The sequence below is a fragment of the Caballeronia sp. GAWG2-1 genome (assembly GCF_023631405.1).
Classification (GTDB): Bacteria; Pseudomonadota; Gammaproteobacteria; order Burkholderiales; family Burkholderiaceae; genus Caballeronia.
This window is the reverse complement of sequence record NZ_JALQDD010000045.1, coordinates 116,794-134,119: the sequence shown is the minus strand read 5'-3', so window position 1 is coordinate 134,119 and position 17,326 is coordinate 116,794. Positions and strand designations below refer to the sequence as shown.

Annotated in this window: 16 protein-coding genes; 7 read left to right on the top strand and 9 right to left on the bottom strand. The window is 57.2% G+C overall.

What is annotated here, in order from left to right; genetic code table 11:
- Positions 1 to 93: 93 nt before the first annotated feature.
- From NCR98_RS32055 to NCR98_RS32040, 4 genes are all read left to right on the top strand, one after another.
- A complete protein-coding gene (locus tag NCR98_RS32055; protein WP_250528414.1) occupies positions 94 to 1,914 on the top strand; it encodes a site-specific integrase in 1,821 nt (606 codons plus the stop codon).
- A gap of 400 nt (positions 1,915 to 2,314) precedes the next feature.
- Positions 2,315 to 3,028, top strand: a complete 714-nt coding sequence (locus NCR98_RS32050; protein WP_250528413.1) for a hypothetical protein — start codon at positions 2,315 to 2,317, stop codon at positions 3,026 to 3,028.
- A 272-nt stretch (positions 3,029 to 3,300) separates the two neighbouring features.
- Positions 3,301 to 4,014: a hypothetical protein gene (locus NCR98_RS32045; RefSeq protein ID WP_250528412.1), complete on the top strand. Its 714-nt coding sequence runs from the start codon at positions 3,301 to 3,303 to the stop codon at positions 4,012 to 4,014.
- Between the two features lie 142 nt (positions 4,015 to 4,156).
- Positions 4,157 to 4,420, top strand: coding sequence for a hypothetical protein (locus NCR98_RS32040; RefSeq protein WP_250528411.1), 264 nt, complete (start codon positions 4,157 to 4,159; stop codon positions 4,418 to 4,420).
- A gap of 140 nt (positions 4,421 to 4,560) precedes the next feature.
- Here the strand turns inward: NCR98_RS32040 and NCR98_RS32035 are convergent, their stop codons facing one another.
- Together NCR98_RS32035 and NCR98_RS32030 are read right to left on the bottom strand one after the other, a co-directional pair.
- Entirely contained in the window at positions 4,561 to 4,839 is a 279-nt protein-coding gene (locus NCR98_RS32035) for a hypothetical protein (protein WP_250528410.1), read from the bottom strand.
- Positions 4,840 to 5,683: 844 nt separating this feature from the next.
- Positions 5,684 to 6,055, bottom strand: a complete 372-nt coding sequence (locus NCR98_RS32030) for a hypothetical protein (protein WP_250528409.1) — start codon at positions 6,053 to 6,055, stop codon at positions 5,684 to 5,686.
- 314 nt (positions 6,056 to 6,369) lie between these two features.
- Between NCR98_RS32030 and NCR98_RS32025 the strand changes: the two genes are divergently transcribed.
- The 3 genes from NCR98_RS32025 to NCR98_RS32015 all read left to right on the top strand — a co-directional run bounded on the left by NCR98_RS32025 (position 6,370) and on the right by NCR98_RS32015 (position 7,484).
- A complete protein-coding gene (locus NCR98_RS32025) occupies positions 6,370 to 6,717 on the top strand; it encodes a hypothetical protein (RefSeq protein ID WP_250528511.1) in 348 nt (115 codons plus the stop codon).
- A gap of 214 nt (positions 6,718 to 6,931) precedes the next feature.
- A complete protein-coding gene (locus NCR98_RS32020) occupies positions 6,932 to 7,225 on the top strand; it encodes a type II toxin-antitoxin system ParD family antitoxin (protein WP_250528408.1) in 294 nt (97 codons plus the stop codon).
- Entirely contained in the window at positions 7,107 to 7,484 is a 378-nt protein-coding gene (locus tag NCR98_RS32015; protein WP_502799828.1) for a type II toxin-antitoxin system RelE/ParE family toxin, read from the top strand. Before NCR98_RS32020 ends, NCR98_RS32015 begins: the two co-directional genes overlap by 119 nt.
- Positions 7,485 to 7,615: 131 nt before the next feature.
- Here NCR98_RS32015 and NCR98_RS32010 read toward each other — a convergent pair whose 3' ends face one another.
- The 7 genes from NCR98_RS32010 to NCR98_RS31980 all read right to left on the bottom strand — a co-directional run bounded on the left by NCR98_RS32010 (position 7,616) and on the right by NCR98_RS31980 (position 15,431).
- A complete protein-coding gene (locus NCR98_RS32010) occupies positions 7,616 to 8,146 on the bottom strand; it encodes a hypothetical protein (RefSeq protein WP_250528407.1) in 531 nt (176 codons plus the stop codon).
- Positions 8,143 to 8,421, bottom strand: coding sequence for a type II toxin-antitoxin system TacA family antitoxin (locus NCR98_RS32005; RefSeq protein ID WP_053572407.1), 279 nt, complete (start codon positions 8,419 to 8,421; stop codon positions 8,143 to 8,145). Before NCR98_RS32005 ends, NCR98_RS32010 begins: the two co-directional genes overlap by 4 nt.
- A gap of 358 nt (positions 8,422 to 8,779) precedes the next feature.
- Positions 8,780 to 9,256, bottom strand: coding sequence for a DUF4148 domain-containing protein (locus NCR98_RS33715; protein WP_502799827.1), 477 nt, complete (start codon positions 9,254 to 9,256; stop codon positions 8,780 to 8,782).
- A gap of 403 nt (positions 9,257 to 9,659) precedes the next feature.
- Positions 9,660 to 10,685, bottom strand: a complete 1,026-nt coding sequence (locus NCR98_RS31995; RefSeq protein ID WP_250528406.1) for a hypothetical protein — start codon at positions 10,683 to 10,685, stop codon at positions 9,660 to 9,662.
- 291 nt (positions 10,686 to 10,976) lie between these two features.
- Entirely contained in the window at positions 10,977 to 11,945 is a 969-nt protein-coding gene (locus NCR98_RS31990; protein ID WP_250528405.1) for a ParB/RepB/Spo0J family partition protein, read from the bottom strand.
- A 31-nt stretch (positions 11,946 to 11,976) separates the two neighbouring features.
- Positions 11,977 to 12,669 (bottom strand): ParA family partition ATPase, encoded by a 693-nt coding sequence (parA, locus tag NCR98_RS31985; protein WP_250528404.1) that lies wholly within the window; start codon positions 12,667 to 12,669, stop codon positions 11,977 to 11,979.
- 1,202 nt (positions 12,670 to 13,871) lie between these two features.
- Complete coding sequence (locus NCR98_RS31980) at positions 13,872 to 15,431, bottom strand: replication initiation protein (RefSeq protein ID WP_250528403.1); 1,560 nt, start codon at positions 15,429 to 15,431, stop codon at positions 13,872 to 13,874.
- Between the last annotated feature and the right edge of the window lie 1,895 nt (positions 15,432 to 17,326).

Genomic DNA, 17,326 nt, shown 5'->3' with positions numbered 1-17,326 from the left:
TTATCAGGATTACGTTTAATGGCTAAAATACGGTGGCAGGGCGTCCACGCCCCGTCCCGTTGGGCCTCCGAACAACGACAAGAAGCCGCCGCCATGGCCAACAAGCCGCAAATCGTCACGAAAAGCCGCGCCGCGTACACGCGCAATCACTTCGCGGCGTTGCGCGCGTACGTCCAGCGCATCCCCGCGTCAACGATTACGCGACTTTATTTTTCGGAAGACGACGAAGGCAAAGAAGCGACGCCCGGCTGGGTCGAGTCGTTCCTGCGGCGCATGCAGGCGGAGTTGGTCCAACTGGCGCTCGAGCACGGCTCGTCGGTGCTGGCCGATCACCTGAAGTCCTCGGCCAAAGCGCACGGCAGCGCGAAGCTGACGGCCGTGACGCTCAAGATGGTCGAACAGGCGGCGCTGTTGGCCGTTGCCAAGCCCGAACCGACGCACGGCGTGGGCATGTGGTTCCGGCCGCTGGTGGCACGGCGGCTGAAAGACGCGGGTATCGGTACGCTGGCCGAACTGGTGAACTTCTGTAACCGCCGGGGCGGCAGTTGGTGGCGGGCGGTGCCGCGCATCGGGCCGGGCCGCGCACAACATATCGTGTCGTGGCTACGTCACCATGAACGCGACCTCGGCGCGTACGTCGCGTCGGACGTCATTCTCGACGACCCATTCCGCGCGCCCGAGGCGGACCTTGTAACGATCGATACAGGTTCGCGCGCCCTCGTCCCCCTTGAACGGCTGAGCCTGGCGCACGACCTCGCCGGCACGCACGGATTAAACCGCCACAGCAGCTTTCCGTACATCCGAGCGAGCCACGATCTCGATGCCGTCCGGGCATACCTCCATCACTACCGCGATCAACCGAAGACGCTGCGTGCTTACACCAAGGAACTCGAGCGTTTCCTGCTCTGGTCGGTCACCGTCAGGCGCAAACCGCTGAGTTCGTTGCTGGCCGACGACTGCGAGGCCTACAAGGACTTCTTGCGCACGCCCGCGCCCGATTTCGTGGGTCCTCGTGTGTCGCGAGCCAGCGGCCGCTGGAAGCCGTTCGCGACCACGGAACTGAGCTTGGAGAGCCAGCGGTATGCGGTGCGGGCGTTGCGCGCGGCTTTCGCGTGGCTCGTCAACGTACGCTACCTCGCCGGCAATCCGTGGACGGCCGTCTCCGACCCCATCGTCGTCCAGCGGGAGGACCTGATCAAGGTTGAGCGCGCCCTTCCGCCCTCGCTGTGGCAGCGCATCCGCGCGCACATCGACGCGCAGTGCGGCCGGGAAGACGGCGCCTATTGGCGCTCGATCCGCGTTGCGCTCCTCCTGAGCGGCGACTCGGGCCTGCGTCGAGAAGAGCTGGTCAACGCGAGGCGCGAGGCGATGTCCCCGACGCATCACGGCGACGACGAAGAAACGATCTGGCAACTGTGCATCGTGGGCAAGCGCAACAAACAAAGGACAGTTCCGGTCAGCCCCGCGACGATTGCGGCGTTGACGGCGCATTGGCGGGATCGCGGGCTTGAGTTCGAAGCGGCAAAGGACGGCCCGCTGCTAACGACGCTCTATATTCCTCGGACAACGCGAGGCCAAAAGAAGTACGCCGACGGCACCGCCCTCGCCTACCACGTCGACGGCATCAATAAGATGATCGAGTGGGCAATGAGGCGGCTGATTGCCGAGATGAGCAAAGACTTGTCTGTGGAGGAAATCAAGCTACTGGCGGGCACCTCGCCACACGCTTTTCGCCATACGTTCGGCACGCACGCGGCAGCCGAGGACGTCCCGCTCGACGTCGTCCAAAAGATCCTCGGACATGCGTCGCTTCAGACTACGTCGATCTACGTGCAAGCGGAGAAGCAGCGGATGTTGCGCGAAGCCGCGCAGTTCTACCGCAGGCCGAAGCCCGACGAACGTGCGACTGATTGAACTAAGCTCTTCCCGCATAGATGCCTGCTGCCGGCCGTTACCAGTAGGCCCCAGTAGATGGATGAGTACACAACCGGGGGCTTCCTCCGGCGTGCGGTGCCTGAGCGAGCCTCGCAGGGTGCGAGTCGGGTACATTCCATCTTCAAGAGTCGTTGACCACCTACCGTGAGGCGCTTAAGGAGTTCCACCCGTGAGAAGGTGAGCAGCCAGGTTAGGCTTAAGTCGATGCTCGGTCATGCCGATAAGGATCATATCGACAATTCCTTGTGCAATAGGAATGGACCTCATATACATAAGGCTTCCTGGCGAGCAACCACCGCCGGCTAGGTCAACGCGTTTTAGAACTGCAAGCGGTGCATTAGCAGCGGCGGCAGCCGCCTCGCCAGTAACGGGGTTAGGGGTGCTGGTTGCCAAAGCGGCGTACAACAAATTTGGACCGGAGCCGAAGCCTGACGCGTGGGACAACGACTTTTGGCGATATGCGATTACGGCGGAGTGGGCCGCGCGGCGTGGCTTTCAACTCCCGCCAGGGCATCCGAAACCGCACCATCTATATCAGCGGCACCCGCTCGGCGCCCGCCAACAAGCAAAGCACAACGTTTATCTGCCGTACGACCGTTATGAGGAAATCCTTTACGAGGAGCGCAAGGCTGAACTGACTCGGCTTTTGATCGACCTCGGCGCGACTCGCGTGGCAAGTGTTAGCGAACAGGCGTCAACGACAGAGCGGTCATTCAAAGTAGGAATACAGCGGGATACCGCCAGCTCGTCCGCTGGAATGGGCCAATACAATGCATCCACGTCAGAGGAAGCGGAAGTGTTCGAACTCAGCGGAAAACCTTGGCATCGCGGATCTCGGTTGGACCGGTCTGCTTATGAGTGGCTTGCATTTGAGCCTTCTTGGGAAGCGATCGTCAATGCGAGAGAGATTGCCGGCTGCCTGTCAGCGTCGGTCCATTTTAGAGGCGCGACGGAGACCAAACGCAATTTCGACGTGAGCGCAACGCTGAAAGAAAAGGTCGCGAACGCCGGATTCAACGGCAACCATACCTCACAGACTTCCGTTCGCACCACCCGCAGGCTAGACGTGACGTTTGCGCCACCGATAGACTGATTCAGCCACCTTTTACCGTGCTTCCCCGCACCGCTCTGGGCATGCCCTGAATGCCCCCGGTCCAGGCCCTTTTTCCCACTTGGACAGCCATGCCTGGGGCCGTGGAACGCATTAAAGATGTCAGCGTTGCGGCTATAGATTCGTCAACTCGGGGCTTGGGAGCGCCCAACCCTCATGGCACCTTGCCGCGCCCCGGCGGAGCGTGTGCCTAAAGTCGAAGCTTGCGTTTGCCGTTAAGCCTGAGCACGTCATCCAACTACTCGGCCGCAGATATGAATACAACGATAACCGACCAGCAACTCAATACTTTTCGGCGCATCGAGGCCAGATACGGGCACCTCGTCAAGCTACCAAGTGCAGGGTTTTGGCGAACATGGTCTGAGGACGACATTTGGATCCGCGTCGTCAGCCAAGTCGTCGTTGTCGGCAACGAGCAGCCTCGTCGCAAGCTTTATGAGCCAGCGAATCGTGACCGGCTCCAATACGGCGTGCTCTGCAGGCTCCGGGACGACCAAGTCTCTCTCAAGATTGGCCACGTACTGCGAGACATCGCGACGCGATATGTGTCCGCGCAGGCGCCTGAGCAAAGCCAGAAAGTCCGCGCTCTCGTGAAGAATCTGCGAACCTTGGACGCGTTCGAAGGCGGCCCAATCGGCTTCATCGATGCAATCTCTAAGCTGGATAGCGGGAAAAGCAAGGTCAAGTTTGTAGAGGACCACCTTGCTTACATCAAGAGTAAGGGTGCCCGCGACTTCCTCACGTCCGGACTTGGACTGGTGACGGATTGCATCGCCTTGGACAGTCGCGTGATGGGTGTGGTACGGGCCATCGTCCCAGGCTTTCCCGAGAAGCCGACTCCGGATACCTATGACGAGCTGGAGCAGTTTCTCGTTCGCGAAATCTGCGCTCCGTTGCAGGTGACACCGGCCCACCTCGACCAATTGCTGTTTCGCTTCAGCGACGACATCCTGTCCACGTTGCACTAAACGGTAACTTCATGAGCGAATCTGGTGTGAAGCTCCGTGCGGACAGGAGACAGTGGCCTCGCCTAAAGCTCGTCTTCGAAGCGCGAACTTGGCTCTTTGGCGTGTCGCTACTGCTGTCGGCGTGTAACCCGTCGACAACACCATGCGTGAGAGCGAGCTGCAATATCAAGAGATCAATGTCCAAGGTGAGCCCTTGGACGTGTATCGCAGCGTGATGGAGCGTACGCGGCGCTGCGGCTATCGGGCCGGCACCATCGAGCCGCAGGGGCAATATGTGCCCGGCGATCGCGAACTAGTAATCGATCTTTATCTGCATGGCGATTTCGCGCCCTCGTTCCGCACTGAATTCGCCTTACGGCCGCAAATGGCGGCACCCTTTTGCGCATCGGCACAGCGCCCTTTCTAAGTACCCATGAGCGGCAAGGGCGACGCGTGCGCGCGGTCCTCGCTAATCCTTCGCTTCCGTGCGGTGCAAAGAACAAGCGTCGCCGGCAGGCCAGCCTCTTCGTGCATCGATCGCGGGTTCGTCCTAGCGCAGTCGCTTGGCTAACCGCCATGTTCCATGCACTGAATCGCCAGCCTGACGCCCACTGTGCTCGCACGGTCTGCTGTGATCTGGTCGCGCAACGGCTGCGGCGTATCTCTGTCATCGGTGCGCGGCCACTCCCTGCGCAAGTCGTCGGCACGACGGATCTCGTGCGCCATCGTCTTTCTGACGGCCGCGCTACCCGCCAACTCGGCGATTAATTGGTCAGCGGTCTTACCGGTGCGTTCCAGGCGGTCAAACCATGTCGCCACGCCGCTCGATTCGATGTAGCAATTCATGCCCCGCTGACTGTGTGGTACGGGCAAGGGTTCGGCAGCGACTGACGCTGAAATGAGTGACGCGAGCGCCACTATGCAAAAGGTCCGCACGTCAGCCCCCTTTGCCCGGCGTAGCCGGCTTTTGTTCCGCGGAGCGATGATGCGCGTGCCCTAGCACAGGCCGAGCCCCGTGGTGGCGAATCGCGTCGTCTATCCAATGCCCGATCAGCGCAATCGCTGGAAGGCCCCATACGACGAACAGGATCGCCCGTGCGAAGCGCGAGCCGCGCTGGACTACTTTCTTTTCAAACACTCTTTTCTCCGTTGCCGCACGCTTTTGTCAGCGAGTCCGATCCTGCCCTTGTCGGAGGGGCTGTTAGTTTCGCACTGCCGTCCTCGCCAATCGTTGCGGTTCCTCTGACTGCAGAGCTTGCGTCTTTCAACCTTGTGAGATCCCAACGACATGCGGGCCCGCGCAAATTTCCTGTATCGCCCGCGTTCTGCGACGGCCACGACGCGCCCCGCGTGCTGATGCGCGTCGGCGTGGTTTTCCACTCATCGGCAAGCGTCTGTGAAAGCGAATACGCATAACGCTAGCAACATGCTCGGGATGCACCGGACGCGGACATCAAGCGCCCTGACTCACACAACGGACGTCACAGGCGAGGCTGCGTGCTGTGCGCCTCATCGTACAGCTTCGAATATGTCCCGGTGATCCGCGGGTCCTGTAGCTGAATTTTGGTTTGTGCAAGAGATAGACGACCGTGGTCTTGGTCGCAGAGTGCTGGATTCGAACTTTGAACGCACCAGTCCAGCGTTCCAGAATTGATGGTGGGCGGACCATATTTCGCGAGGGCTGCGGCCTTCATGCGGTTGGAGTTCTCACGAGAGAAAGGGACATCGTAGGTAACGTTGCTGGCTGCAGGAGGAGCGGCGGATCCCGGCTTACTACTGTGAAGCTGACCGACAGGCTCTCTCCGTTGGCTCCGTAGCTAACGGACTGTATGACCGGCTTGTTGCCGACAACAAAGTTGGCTTGCGAGTAGGTCTTGAGCTTAGTGACTGGCACGCCGAAATGCTGGGCGATCTTGGATTGCACCTGTGACGGCGACATCCCGAGCTTTATTCCAGCAACGTCTAATGAGGAAGCGTCGCCCGCCATGACACGGGGCGCCAATGATGTAAAGAGCGCTGCAGCAATAGCGGTCTTCCAGAAACGGTTTTGACGATTGTTCAAAGCGTACTCACAGATATGCGTGACGAGTAAAACCTGCGATCAACGGGGAGTATGACTTCCGGCGCGATCGCTTACCTACTATCGGCAACGGAACCGACTTCTAAAGCCGGCCGACGCAACATTGCGAATCCACTCGTCGTTGTGGCGAAGCCGCAGCGCCGCCAATGAGACAAACTGCCCATGCCCCTGCTATGTCGAGGACTGTCCCGAACGGCGCTGTCCACGAGAATCTTGGCGAAGCGTTAAGACGCTATTCACCTCCAGGAGCCGACATGGCCAGCAGCAACAAAAAGACGCGCTCACCACTTCACGCGATGAGTCTCACCGGGCTGCTCACAACGGCGATCGGCACCAGTCTCGCCAGCGCGTCCATAAGTGCATCGGCGCATGTTAGCGTCGGTGTCGGCTTTGTCGCCGCGCCCGTTTATGCAGCACCGCCTGTTTATGTGCCGCCGCCCCCGCCCGTCTATACCGCGCCTCCGCCGCCGGTCTATTACGCCCCGCCACCTCCGCCGGCAGTGGTCTACCAAACCGTGCCTGCACCGGTCGTCTACGGCGAAGACTGGCGTCAACGCGAATGGCGCGAACACGAATGGCGCGAGCGTCGGGAATGGCGGGAGCGCCAAGAGTACGAGCGCCGCCGCGCGTACTACGGCTACTGAGCCTATGAGCCGCTGATAGGACGACGATTGCGATCGGAGGAGCGTCTCCTCCATGGTCCTGCCCCCGGACATGGAATTAGCCCGCCCTTTATGGGGCGGGCTTTTTTCTTCAATCTCGCATGGGACTGGCCAAGAGCCAGGGCTGCAAAAAGCCTCCAATCCGCTTGATAATAGTTGATAAGCGTTGCACTTTTAGCACCGACTAGGAGGAACCATGATTAGTGCAGACCTTGAACAGCAGCTTGAGGGCTACATTACGACGCTCGTTGAGTCAGGACGCTACGGCTCGAAAAGCGAAGTACTCCGCGAAGGCGTGCGACTGATTCAGGATCGCGAGACGCAGCTTGCCGCACTAGATGCTGTGGTTGAGCGAGGAATCGTGGATTCAGATGCTGGTCGAGGAAAGCCCGCCCAAGAAGTGTTCGACCGGCTTGAGGCCAAATATCGGGCGACGGCGAACGGCAAGCCATGTTGTTCGCATCCTGCCTGGCGCCGAGGCCGACCTTGAGGCCATCGGTGACTACATCGCCCGCGACAATTCACGCCGTGCTTTGAGCTTCGTTCGCGAGCTGCGCGACAAGTGCATGAGCCTCGCAGACATGCCTCTTGCCTACCCGCTCGTGCCTCGCTACGAAGATTGCGGCATGCGACATTGCTTTCACGGCAGCTACCAGATTTTCTACCGCCTCACCGGGCAGCCCGAGCGCATCGACGTGATTCATGTCCTGCACGGCGCCCGAGACATCGCCCCTATCCTTTTTCCCTAGACACAAACGAAAAAAAACCCAGAACTATGTGCTGGGCAAGCCATCGGCTACCCCGGTGGCGGAGCTAATAAGGAAAGTGGCCGTCTGCGGTATTCCGGCGGCCCCCAGTTCCATGCGTTCCGCCATCAAAGCTAATCCGCAATTCTCAAAGCGGCCGCGATTGTCTTGAGCGAGATCAACATCGGTATCGGAAGGCCTTCCGGTACGCCCACTAGACGCAATGCCCCCCTAGCCGCGTACCACTCGGCCACACTTTCGCTCTTTGCGTCCATAAACAGTGCGACACCGCCGACTTCGCCGGCGACCCTGATGCAGCGACGCCCAGCCGCTAGTATCAACTGAGTACCGAGGCCCCACCCGCCAACGTTTTTATCCACGGCGAGACGCGCCAAGCGGAAGCCAGGCACCGGATGGCGAGGCAAGCCCTTTCGAGCCGATTCGGGAGTTTCCTCGTACATTGCCGAACAAGGTGCCACAGTGTAATAGCCAAGGATGCGGCCCGTTGAGTCCTCAATGGCGAGAAACGTCTTAGCCCCGCCGTTCTCATGGTTCTGTCGCGCGTATTTCTTCAGGTAGCCGTTAAGCTCCTCTTCGGCGCAGTCGAAAGCGTCCCGATCGTGTTGTTTCCCTATCGCTTCCTCATGCCACGCCGGAAAAGTCATACCGATTTCGGCATCGCCTTCGCGGCGGCAAGCAGCTTCTCGTTTGGTTCAGGCGGATTCTCCAAAAGAGACAAGACCCGTAAATAGCTGTCCTCTGAAAGCTTGATCTTTTCCGCCGCCGCGATCACCGCATCCGCCTCGCGCAACGCGGCTTGGGTCACGAAGCTTGTCAGGTCGAGATGATTAAGGCTCGCCGCTCGTGCGAGGCGCGACTTCACCTCGGGAGGCACCCGTAGATTCATTCGCTGATTATCTTCGACTGCAGCGCGTGGCATGGCACACTCCTTAAGCATCTGTACACCTTCAAAGTGTACAGCCTCCGGAGCACTGCGTCAATTGTGCGCATTGAAGGCGTACGGGTCAGGCCGTCTTGTTGATACCCTTGGGCGTCTATTCGTCCGTCGCGCGAATTGTTGTGTGCAAGCAAGCGTTTCCCAGCGACGCACGATCATCATGCGTTCACAACTCTTCCCGTAGCACGAAAGAAAAAAGCCCAGACCGTCGGTGCTGGGCAAGCCATCGGCTACGCCGGTCGGTGGCGGAGGTCCCAATAAGGAAACTGGCCGTCTGCGGTATCCCTATAGCGGCCAATTCTCTAGTACCTAGCGCGAGCTACTTAGCTCGCTCGGTCGATTAGTGACCGAAATAGACGGGAGCGATGTTAATGCCGGTGTAAGCCGGGCCGCCCGATGCCGAAGCGGTATCAGCAACGCCGCCGTAGCTAATCTGGCCGTTCTGTGCAGCGACCTTGGCTTCGGCAGCTTGGATCTGCGCCGGGTACGTCGTGCGATCCATGCTCGGGTTGTAACCAGCGCGTTCAAGTTGCACCAGTTCAGCCTTTACTTGCGCGCGCGTGAGCGACTGGCTCTGCGCGAATGACGAGACTGCCGGAACAGCGAGAGCAGCGGCGACGATGAGAGTTGCAAGTTTCATGATGCTTATTTCCAGATATCTGTTCTTCGCAAACAGCCCTGTTTGCGATCGAGTGAACTCAGTATAAGTAAGCGCCTGCTTAATATTAATGAGCGATTGAACAACAAATCGTTGCTGTATTCGGGATAACCCTAACAAGCTTTCAACTGTCCTGGGTCCATCGTTTGGCAGTTTCACCGGTGACATTCGGCATGGGTTTGCCGCTTTCCGCTGGCGTGTTATTTCGTTGTTCAGTAAGAAGCGAAGCTTTTCGAGCGCGACGAGTTGCCTGTGCTCCCCTACTCTCGCCAGCACTTTTCAATTACCTGCTGAAATTGGTAGGCATCGTCGATGACGCCGTGGAAGCGCTTTACCTCTAGGGGCGAGGCGTTGCACGTCAGTATCCCGTGCCCTATACCTGCACCAAAGCACTCTGAGCTCGTGGTAGCTGACGGGCAGGAAACTGGGGAGCGGCATGACGAATACTGTGTATATACACAGCACTCTAGCGCTGTTTGGCTTCAAGCGCTTCGTCGACACAATTTCCTGAGGGTCGGTCAAATTCAGTATATCGACTTCACGGCGCAAGGCCGCATTACGTTTATTGTTTCGACGTTGAGATCCACCGGGCAACCGTGGTTTTAGAAACCGCTAAGTCAACAGCGATTTCTCGAAGCGACTTTCCGGTTGCGGCCATACGTTGCGCAATAACGCGCTTGTCTTTGCTTTCACCCCAGCGCGCTTTGACCCGACCAGGATCAGCATCGGCGTTGCGCTTGAACCGTACGTTCATCATCGCCACCTGGACTAGTGCTGCGATCTCGCTGGTTCCAGTCATCAGCTCTTCGGTCTCCTTTAGCGGCACCTTAAACTCAAAGACCATTGACGTCTTTTCTCGGCGAACTGCCAATTCCACGCCCTGCTCCGGCCGTACCTGCAGCAAGTTCGCCAAAATCTCATCGATTGTTCTACGACGAGGCGCGCTCAAGATATTTCGCGCACGCGCAGCCATCTCGCGTTCGCCAATAGCGTTTCGGATTTTGACGAGCGTCGCGCCGAGATCATATGTGACTCGCTTGAGCTCAAACAGCTGCAACACCTCTGGCGGTAGCTCTGAAATGGACACCGCTTTTGCAAGCGCAGTGCGCTCCCACGTCGGAGTCGCGGCAACGGCAGTGACCATCGACGTCCATCGCCCCTCGTCGATCCCGCGCTTGTACTCTGCAGCTAGCGCCAACGGCGCGATCGGGCGAAAGATTCGTTGCGGTGGCCGTGCCTCTGTACCGTCGAGGAGATGGATGATTTCCGACCAGCGCAGCCCTAACGGATCAATTTCCGTCGCTCGCCGACAGATCACGTCCGGGCCGTGCTTTCGGACAAGTCGTATCAGGTGTCTAGCCGTTTCGTGCCATATCCCTGCCGTTTCAAACAATGCCAATACCTGCGGTGGCATCTTAGAAACGGAAATGGCTCGGCTCAGTGCTCCATCAGTCACCTTCGGAGTGAATCGGGCGAATGCAGCGACCGCTTCGCGACGAGTCTGCCATGAGGTGCCGAGTCCCGAGTGGTAGAGCTCAGCCAGTGCGAGAGGATTGCGAGATATCGGTGTGCCAGCTAGTGCGGTCATTGTTTTTGGTTCCGTTGCCCGCGGCGATTATCTGATCCAGCAGCCGCGCGCAAATGGCCGAAAGACGGCAAATTCGTCTCTCTTTTCGGCCGTTTCGTAGACCGTGTGCACCGCCAGAATCTTGCGTTTCGTTGTAACGGATCGCCCGCGTCGGCTTTCAGCTGCCGACCTCCGGCGTCGGCACTCATCATTTACCTGACGCGGGCTGTTTTGATGGCTACGTCTCGTGACGGTGTGGAAGAAGCCGCCTCATCGTTGCGCCGCTCTCACATGTTCGCGTATCTGGAACCTTTACACCGAGGCCTCGCCGTCGAGTTCGCGGGTCCAGCTTTCGATAAGCTGTTTCATGCGCTCTGCTAGCATCTGTTGAGCTTCGCCATCGACACCCTGGAGACTAAGTTCTGTCCTCCCGTCGGCGAACAACTTCAATTCTCCAAGCGGACCACCATCACGCCGCTTGAACTGCACTCTCGATTGATAATGAACACGCCTCGGACCTCCGCGGCGCGTCGGCGCATCTGCGGAGGCAGCTTGTTCAAGTCGTCTCACGCTTGCTCGTCCTTCCAGAATCTCTTGGAGCCAATGTTCGGCTACGGCGTGCCCGCCTCGCTCGAGAATGAGCTTGAGGTTATAAGCATGGGCTAGACCGACAGTACCCGATGATTGAGCCATCCGGCTCAAAAACGAAGGAGGTAAGCTTTTTAGAAGGATCACCTTGTTCACGTGTGTCGGCGCTTCATTCACGGCCGCGGCAAGCTCTGAGTAATCTCGGTAAATCCCTTGTTCAAGAAGGCGGCTCCACGCAATCGCATCGTCGAAGACTGTTTGGGCGTCGCGCTCTTTGTTAGCTTTGTATGCACGAAGATAAAGTGCCTTATTTTCCAGGCGCTCTTCGTGCACCTCCGCGTCGATGTACTCTGCGCCGTGTGATTTTGCTGCACGCACCCGCCGTTCGCCGTCAATGATCACCCACTTCCCTGGATATTCTGGAAGTCGAGTTATCTTGATAGGCTCAAGTTGTCCGTCTACATCTAGGCTGCGAGCCAAGCCATCAATCGTCTCTGCGCTGTAAAAAGTTCGAGGGTTGTAGGGGTTCGAAACCGTATCGGCGATTTTGATTTTTTTCCTCGGGGCTAGCGTCGGCGAGTCATCGCTGTGAATCGACGGCACACCGACAACCGTCGCTGCCTCCCTCAGCGCTGTCTCGGCGACTGCATTCTTTTCCAGACGCGCCTCTGCAGATTGACGTTCCAACGCCATACCGGCTCTAACCCGGCTAGTTAGGTTTAGCTTAGCCATTCGACACCTCTGTAGCCTCTTCCTCGCTGTTCAACAACTCCACCAGTTCATCAAAGAGAGCATTGATTTCCTCTTTGGCCGGCTTCACTCCGCGAATCCCGCGGACATCAAACACCGTTCGGCCTAGAGCTGCAGCCTGCGGATAGGCCTCTCGCTGTCGCACAGCGGTTCTCAAAAGCAACACGTTGCTCTCCCGCAAAACCTCGCTCATCTGCTTGTGCAGAACAGTTTTCGAATTTGTTTTACTGACCAAAATTGCGAACTTACCGGCGCGGTTATGCAGCCGTGTCCGCTCAATCAGTGCCATCATCCCTTCGCTACTCCAAAGGTCGAGCGGCGACGCATTAGTGGGGACTATGGTCGCATCGGCGACTGCCAAGACGCGACCCGTTGTTAGGTCATCGATGTTCGGGGGACAGTCGACAAGGACGACATCGTAGTCGTCCGCCAACCGCCCAATTTCGTTACCAATATTCTTCTCAAGTTTGCGGACCGCACCCACTCGGAAAGGAAGTGGTTTTCCAGGATCCGCAGTTGCAGCCCAACTCATGCACGACTGTTGCCCATCTGCGTCAGCAACAAATACACGATAGCCAGAAGCCGAAAAAGCGCCGGCCAGATTCATCGTCGTTGTCGTTTTTCCTACCCCGCCTTTCTGATTCGCGACTGCGATAACGAGTCCCATCGTCGGCTCCCAAAAAACGTCCTAAAGTCATTTCTGTCGCATTCTACAAGCAAGCGAGACCGCAATCTAGAAATTACTTTAAGTTCGGTTGATCGATAGCGCAGATTAATCGACGTTCGGTTTCGATCGCTTCCGGTGAAGAGATAAAACGTTCGACGGGCATGCATCGCCACGTGGTAGGGGGATCGCCCATGCGACAACCGATACCTGACTAATAGCCCTGTGGACGGACGAATCGTTACGGTGTGAACACTCGCATCTACAAGGTGCAGGTTAGACGCAGCACGTGGGTCCATCGCAGAGAGCGGTGGGGTCGCCACGCTCGTTAGGTCGAATTCCCGTCCGACACGGCAGATGCGTCCACAACACCGTAGTTGCCTCACGCCGATGTGCAACTACCACGTGGTAATGAGGGTGCTTTCCCCACTAAGTCGCCTGCTGCTAGCAGCTCCGGTTCTCCTGTTAGCCAATAACCCGATCTGCTATCGACGTGCTAATTGCATGACCGCCCGCATGCTAGGCGGCACAGTACTAGAACACTTCGCCACACTCCGAATTTTGATAGCAATGCGAACTTTGCGACGATAGATTCGCGCTACTTGACTACCACGTGGCAGGAACGAAGCCGCTTGTCACCATGGTGCTTGTTGCCGCTTAACGCGTGAATCTCAGTTCCTCGGTGACCACTGCGCTCGTTAGTGACGGTGCAACGGCGCAGAAGCGAAGTCGCTCGTGAATACGGTGCTGCTTGGCGTCGGACTGACCTAAAGTGATAGCGAGGGCAGTTTTCGTGGATACAGTGTTCGCTCCGGACTAGCATTGCAGAGACGCGGTTAGTTGGTGACCACGGCGATCGGCGCCGGACTACCACGTGGTAGAGACGCGTTCGCTGCTTGGGCACTCGGTCGTTGAAGTGTCTTCACAAAGACGCGGCCCCTTGGTTTGTGCGCCGGCCGCCCGCGGTGTTGCTCCACAAGCGACCGCGTCCGATCCGGTCCGGTCCGGTCCGGGTCGGCTCCGAGTCCGAGGCCGGGTCCGTGTCCAGGTCCGGGTCCGGGTCCGGGTCCATAGATGGTTGGTGGCGTGCCAAGCGCGCACAAATTGCCATTTATGCGCGAACAGACGGGCAGGGATGAAGGCGTTTGATGCGTGTAACGTTTTGCTAACCGAGTCGACTAAAAAGAAAATACTTACAAAATTACTCAAATCACTGCTAAGCGTTTTAAGAAATCAGCAAAGCTCGCCCGAGCAAGCGGATGCGTAACGTCCGGTCTGCTCCCGGGCGACAGTTTCCGAGCTTGCCGGAAATGTTTCCCTTCTGGTGAGCCTAAAAACTCGTCCCATAACTCTTGGCGGCTTCCTTCTCCCAGTTGTGACCAGTATTCATCCATCCGATTGCCTTGATCCTTGCGGGCCGTGGTCCGACGCCGTTCGAGTTCACGCTCACGGCGTTGAGAATCTTCAAGCAGCGCAGCTTGTTGGCGCTTTTCACGGAAGAGCGAAAGTTCGGCCTTCTCCGAATTCGTTAATAGATAACGGTCCTCTTCGTCTCGCAGGGCGCTTTTAAACAATGAGAACCAATTCTTAACGGGATTCTTTTGTTTGTTGAAAACGTAGCGATATAGCAAGACATCGGCTATCGCTTCAATCCGTTCTATTTGGAAACCTTCCGCAATTTCTTTGACCTGCTTTTGATTAAGGCCAAATTCTTCCCTGAGTTCCTTGTATCGACCCGGGTCAAGGTAAGCACCTTCGAACGCTAATTTACTATTGGGATTTTGAACGATTATGAAGTTCAGTGAAGTGACGAACCGCTTCTCACGGCCATATCGAACCGAGGCGAAGATGTCGCCTAGCGACTCAAGCTCCACCAGCGCTGGTTGTATCACTCTCATGCTCAGACGCTTAAATTCGGTATATTCATCTGGGCCAACGCCCATTCTCTCTCTGAATTCGTCGAGCGCCATGTAGCCGGTCTCTCCTCGCCACAGGTTCTCTCGCAACAGCTCATATAAGTTCAGCGTATATTTGCTTTTGAACCGCGCGTTCATCCTCATCGATACGTGATGGTACCGATCGGGCGCGGCGTAGAGTCTGCATAGAAACGCCGGAATCTTATAATGCAGCGTTGTTCCCTCGATGAGAACATCCTGAATCATCTGCGTTGAGAACCATCGATTACCGTCAGGGATCTGCATGAGCGCTTGCTGCATCTCTGACAATGATGCTTTCAAGTAGGCGTAGTCGTTCACATTGTGGTCCACTAACCACGATAGATAATCAAGCGAGACCGAGAAGATTTGCTGCGTTGACATTGTCGGACGCGCGACAAAGATGAGCGCATTATGCAACTTGCTCTGCAGAAGCTTTAGCGGATTTACAAACCGCACTCGCTGACTGACTTTCTTGAGAAGGAGTTCTTCTTTTACTCGTGTGACTGGGATCCCTTCCCGAAAAAGATCGAGACTCTGCTGGTAGTTCCTCTTGCCTTCTGACTCGTTACTTAAATAGAGCCGCGCCATGTCCGTTGAGGATAGCCGCTCAAGAAGCTTCGCCTCGTCTTCCTCAGTGAGAACCTCCACGGCATCGCTGCTAAGCTCGGCGAGTGACGAGGTTGTCGGCTCCTCCCATGTTTCAAGGTTGGTAGGGATTAATGTCTCCGGCGCGACTGGAAGCGATAGTTGGTTTTCAATTTTCTTCTTCCTGACGCCCATATTTCCCCCGACGATGTAGGCGCTACTATGACCGGCTCCGAGCCCCATGTCAAAACAGGGTATGTAGTCTTGTCACTCCAATTCCTGATAAACGTAGTCCTGACGTCGAAGTGCCATCAGCTCGGGGCTGGACGCAGGGCAGTTTCGATGTAACGTTCTTCTATAGACGTAGTCTTTAGCTCGTTGCGGCGCCACAACGGCGCGAAGTGCAGAACGGAAAGACAACCAACGAGCCGGGTACGCCATCGTCACTATGCAATTCGGTCAACGATGTCAGCAAAGCGAGGCGATAAAGACCACATTTATTGGGCGGAATATGAGAGATGTTCCTCCTGAGCCCTCAACGCTGCTCCAAAATTGGTTGCCATGGTAATCAAGACTACGTTTGTCGGGGCCCAGTCGGGCCTCGGCCGCCGAGTTGGACCTTTCCGGATGGATGCACGCTACGTTTCAGGGGCACCGGGGCGCGCCCGCCCCGTCAGGACTACGTCTATCGGGGCGCGACAGCAAAGGACCCGTATAAATGTAGGCTTTTCGCGTAAATTCGTGCCCTGGAGATGGTAGCGCCCCGATAAACGTAGTCCCGAAGGAATGACGGATTGGACGCTCTTACCGCGAAACGAGCTGTGAAATGTCAAAGATTGCCTTCTTCGGGCCTTGCGTGCCTACGATGCGCTTGTCGCGATTTCTCTTAGGATCGATCTGATCTTTAAGTATTAATCTAGTCTCATCAGTTAACGCAACCCAACTTCTTGATTTCATGGAACATCTGCGCACTGAGGACTACAGTTCTAGTGGGCGGATGCCCGATAAATGTAGGCTTCACGGTTCAGGACCACCTTTATAGGGGATCAGAGGACCACCTTTATTTGGGGGCAAGGCTACTTAAGTAGTTAAAAGACTACGCCTATAGGTGTAGTCTTCAGCGCGGATGGGACGGCGTAGGTTCCCGCGCGCTCATGCGAAACCGATTACTCAACGTCGTGCAAAGCGCCTGAATCAGCCGCCATGACGTGTGTCGTCCTAGGAGCGAGACGAAGCCGCCCCGGGTTTTGACTTCCTCGAAACAGCAAGCTTAACGCTTACCGCCGCACAGCATTCCGGCTCGAAGCGTCGGCATCACCGCTCGCGATCCCAAGCCTCGAGCACTATCGCGTTCACCAAGATGGCCTTTCGGTCCTCTGTGTCACTCGCATCGAATCGCAGGACACAACAGAACGGTGCGGACCGCCAAGCACTGACGTCGCACCGCTGTGATAGTCAGCAGCGAACGGAGACGATGTTCTTCAACGAGACAACAGGGCGATTTTGGATGGATAGAAAGTAAAAATATGTCTCCTTGCCGGCTGACTTCGCTGGCTAGTAGAAGGACCGCTCCTAACCCCGTTTGGGGTCTGTGCCTTGATGAAGCAGTGGCGGAAGCGCGGTCACTTGCTCTCAGAACTCGTACGAACACGCCCGAAAGCAACTGCGATCACTTAAGGCGTCGAATGCGTTTGCCTATCTGCAAGCCCTGCTGCATCGGCCAATTGATTATCCGTTCTTTGCAGCCCGAATGAACGCTGATGAGCATGCCCGTCCAAAAGAGGGACGAGGTGCAAAAGAGGGACTCGAGACGGAACGGTTAGAGCCCTGGCAGGGAAGTCGTTTGCACGAGCTAATGGCGAATCTGGTCTATCGAGGAGTACGGCGTGGCAAGGATCGACGCCGCTGGGCGTAGGAGGTCTAGCCCGTTTAGTTAAGTGCGCGAGATAATTTCGGCAATACTCGTGCACCGGATGCCTGCCGTCGCGCCGGGCGCAGCCCCGGACGTTAGCCAAGGCGGAGGTGTTTTGTCTCCGCAGCCTCGACGCACGCGCTTGCTCGAAAGTTCTTGGCTCGCTTAGACAGGGGCTTAAACGAGTCTGCGGACGATGAGGGACGCTATCCGGATAGTGTCCCTT

What these genes read in the sequence shown, in the direction of transcription:
- NCR98_RS32055 (WP_250528414.1), top strand. Translation starts at nt 94, where the DNA reads ATGGCCAACAAGCCGCAAATCGTCACGAAAAGCCGCGCCGCGTACACG.
- NCR98_RS32045 (WP_250528412.1), top strand. Translation starts at nt 3,301, where the DNA reads ATGAATACAACGATAACCGACCAGCAACTCAATACTTTTCGGCGCATC.
- NCR98_RS32040 (WP_250528411.1), top strand. Translation starts at nt 4,157, where the DNA reads ATGCGTGAGAGCGAGCTGCAATATCAAGAGATCAATGTCCAAGGTGAG.
- NCR98_RS32035 (WP_250528410.1), bottom strand. Translation starts at nt 4,839, where the DNA reads ATGAATTGCTACATCGAATCGAGCGGCGTGGCGACATGGTTTGACCGC.
- NCR98_RS32025 (WP_250528511.1), top strand. Translation starts at nt 6,370, where the DNA reads ATGAGTCTCACCGGGCTGCTCACAACGGCGATCGGCACCAGTCTCGCC.
- NCR98_RS32020 (WP_250528408.1), top strand. Translation starts at nt 6,932, where the DNA reads ATGATTAGTGCAGACCTTGAACAGCAGCTTGAGGGCTACATTACGACG.
- NCR98_RS32015 (WP_502799828.1), top strand. Translation starts at nt 7,107, where the DNA reads ATGCTGGTCGAGGAAAGCCCGCCCAAGAAGTGTTCGACCGGCTTGAGG.
- NCR98_RS32010 (WP_250528407.1), bottom strand. Translation starts at nt 8,146, where the DNA reads ATGACTTTTCCGGCGTGGCATGAGGAAGCGATAGGGAAACAACACGAT.
- NCR98_RS32005 (WP_053572407.1), bottom strand. Translation starts at nt 8,421, where the DNA reads ATGCCACGCGCTGCAGTCGAAGATAATCAGCGAATGAATCTACGGGTG.
- NCR98_RS31995 (WP_250528406.1), bottom strand. Translation starts at nt 10,685, where the DNA reads ATGACCGCACTAGCTGGCACACCGATATCTCGCAATCCTCTCGCACTG.
- NCR98_RS31990 (WP_250528405.1), bottom strand. Translation starts at nt 11,945, where the DNA reads ATGGCGTTGGAACGTCAATCTGCAGAGGCGCGTCTGGAAAAGAATGCA.
- parA (WP_250528404.1), bottom strand. Translation starts at nt 12,669, where the DNA reads ATGGGACTCGTTATCGCAGTCGCGAATCAGAAAGGCGGGGTAGGAAAA.
- NCR98_RS31980 (WP_250528403.1), bottom strand. Translation starts at nt 15,431, where the DNA reads ATGGGGCTCGGAGCCGGTCATAGTAGCGCCTACATCGTCGGGGGAAAT.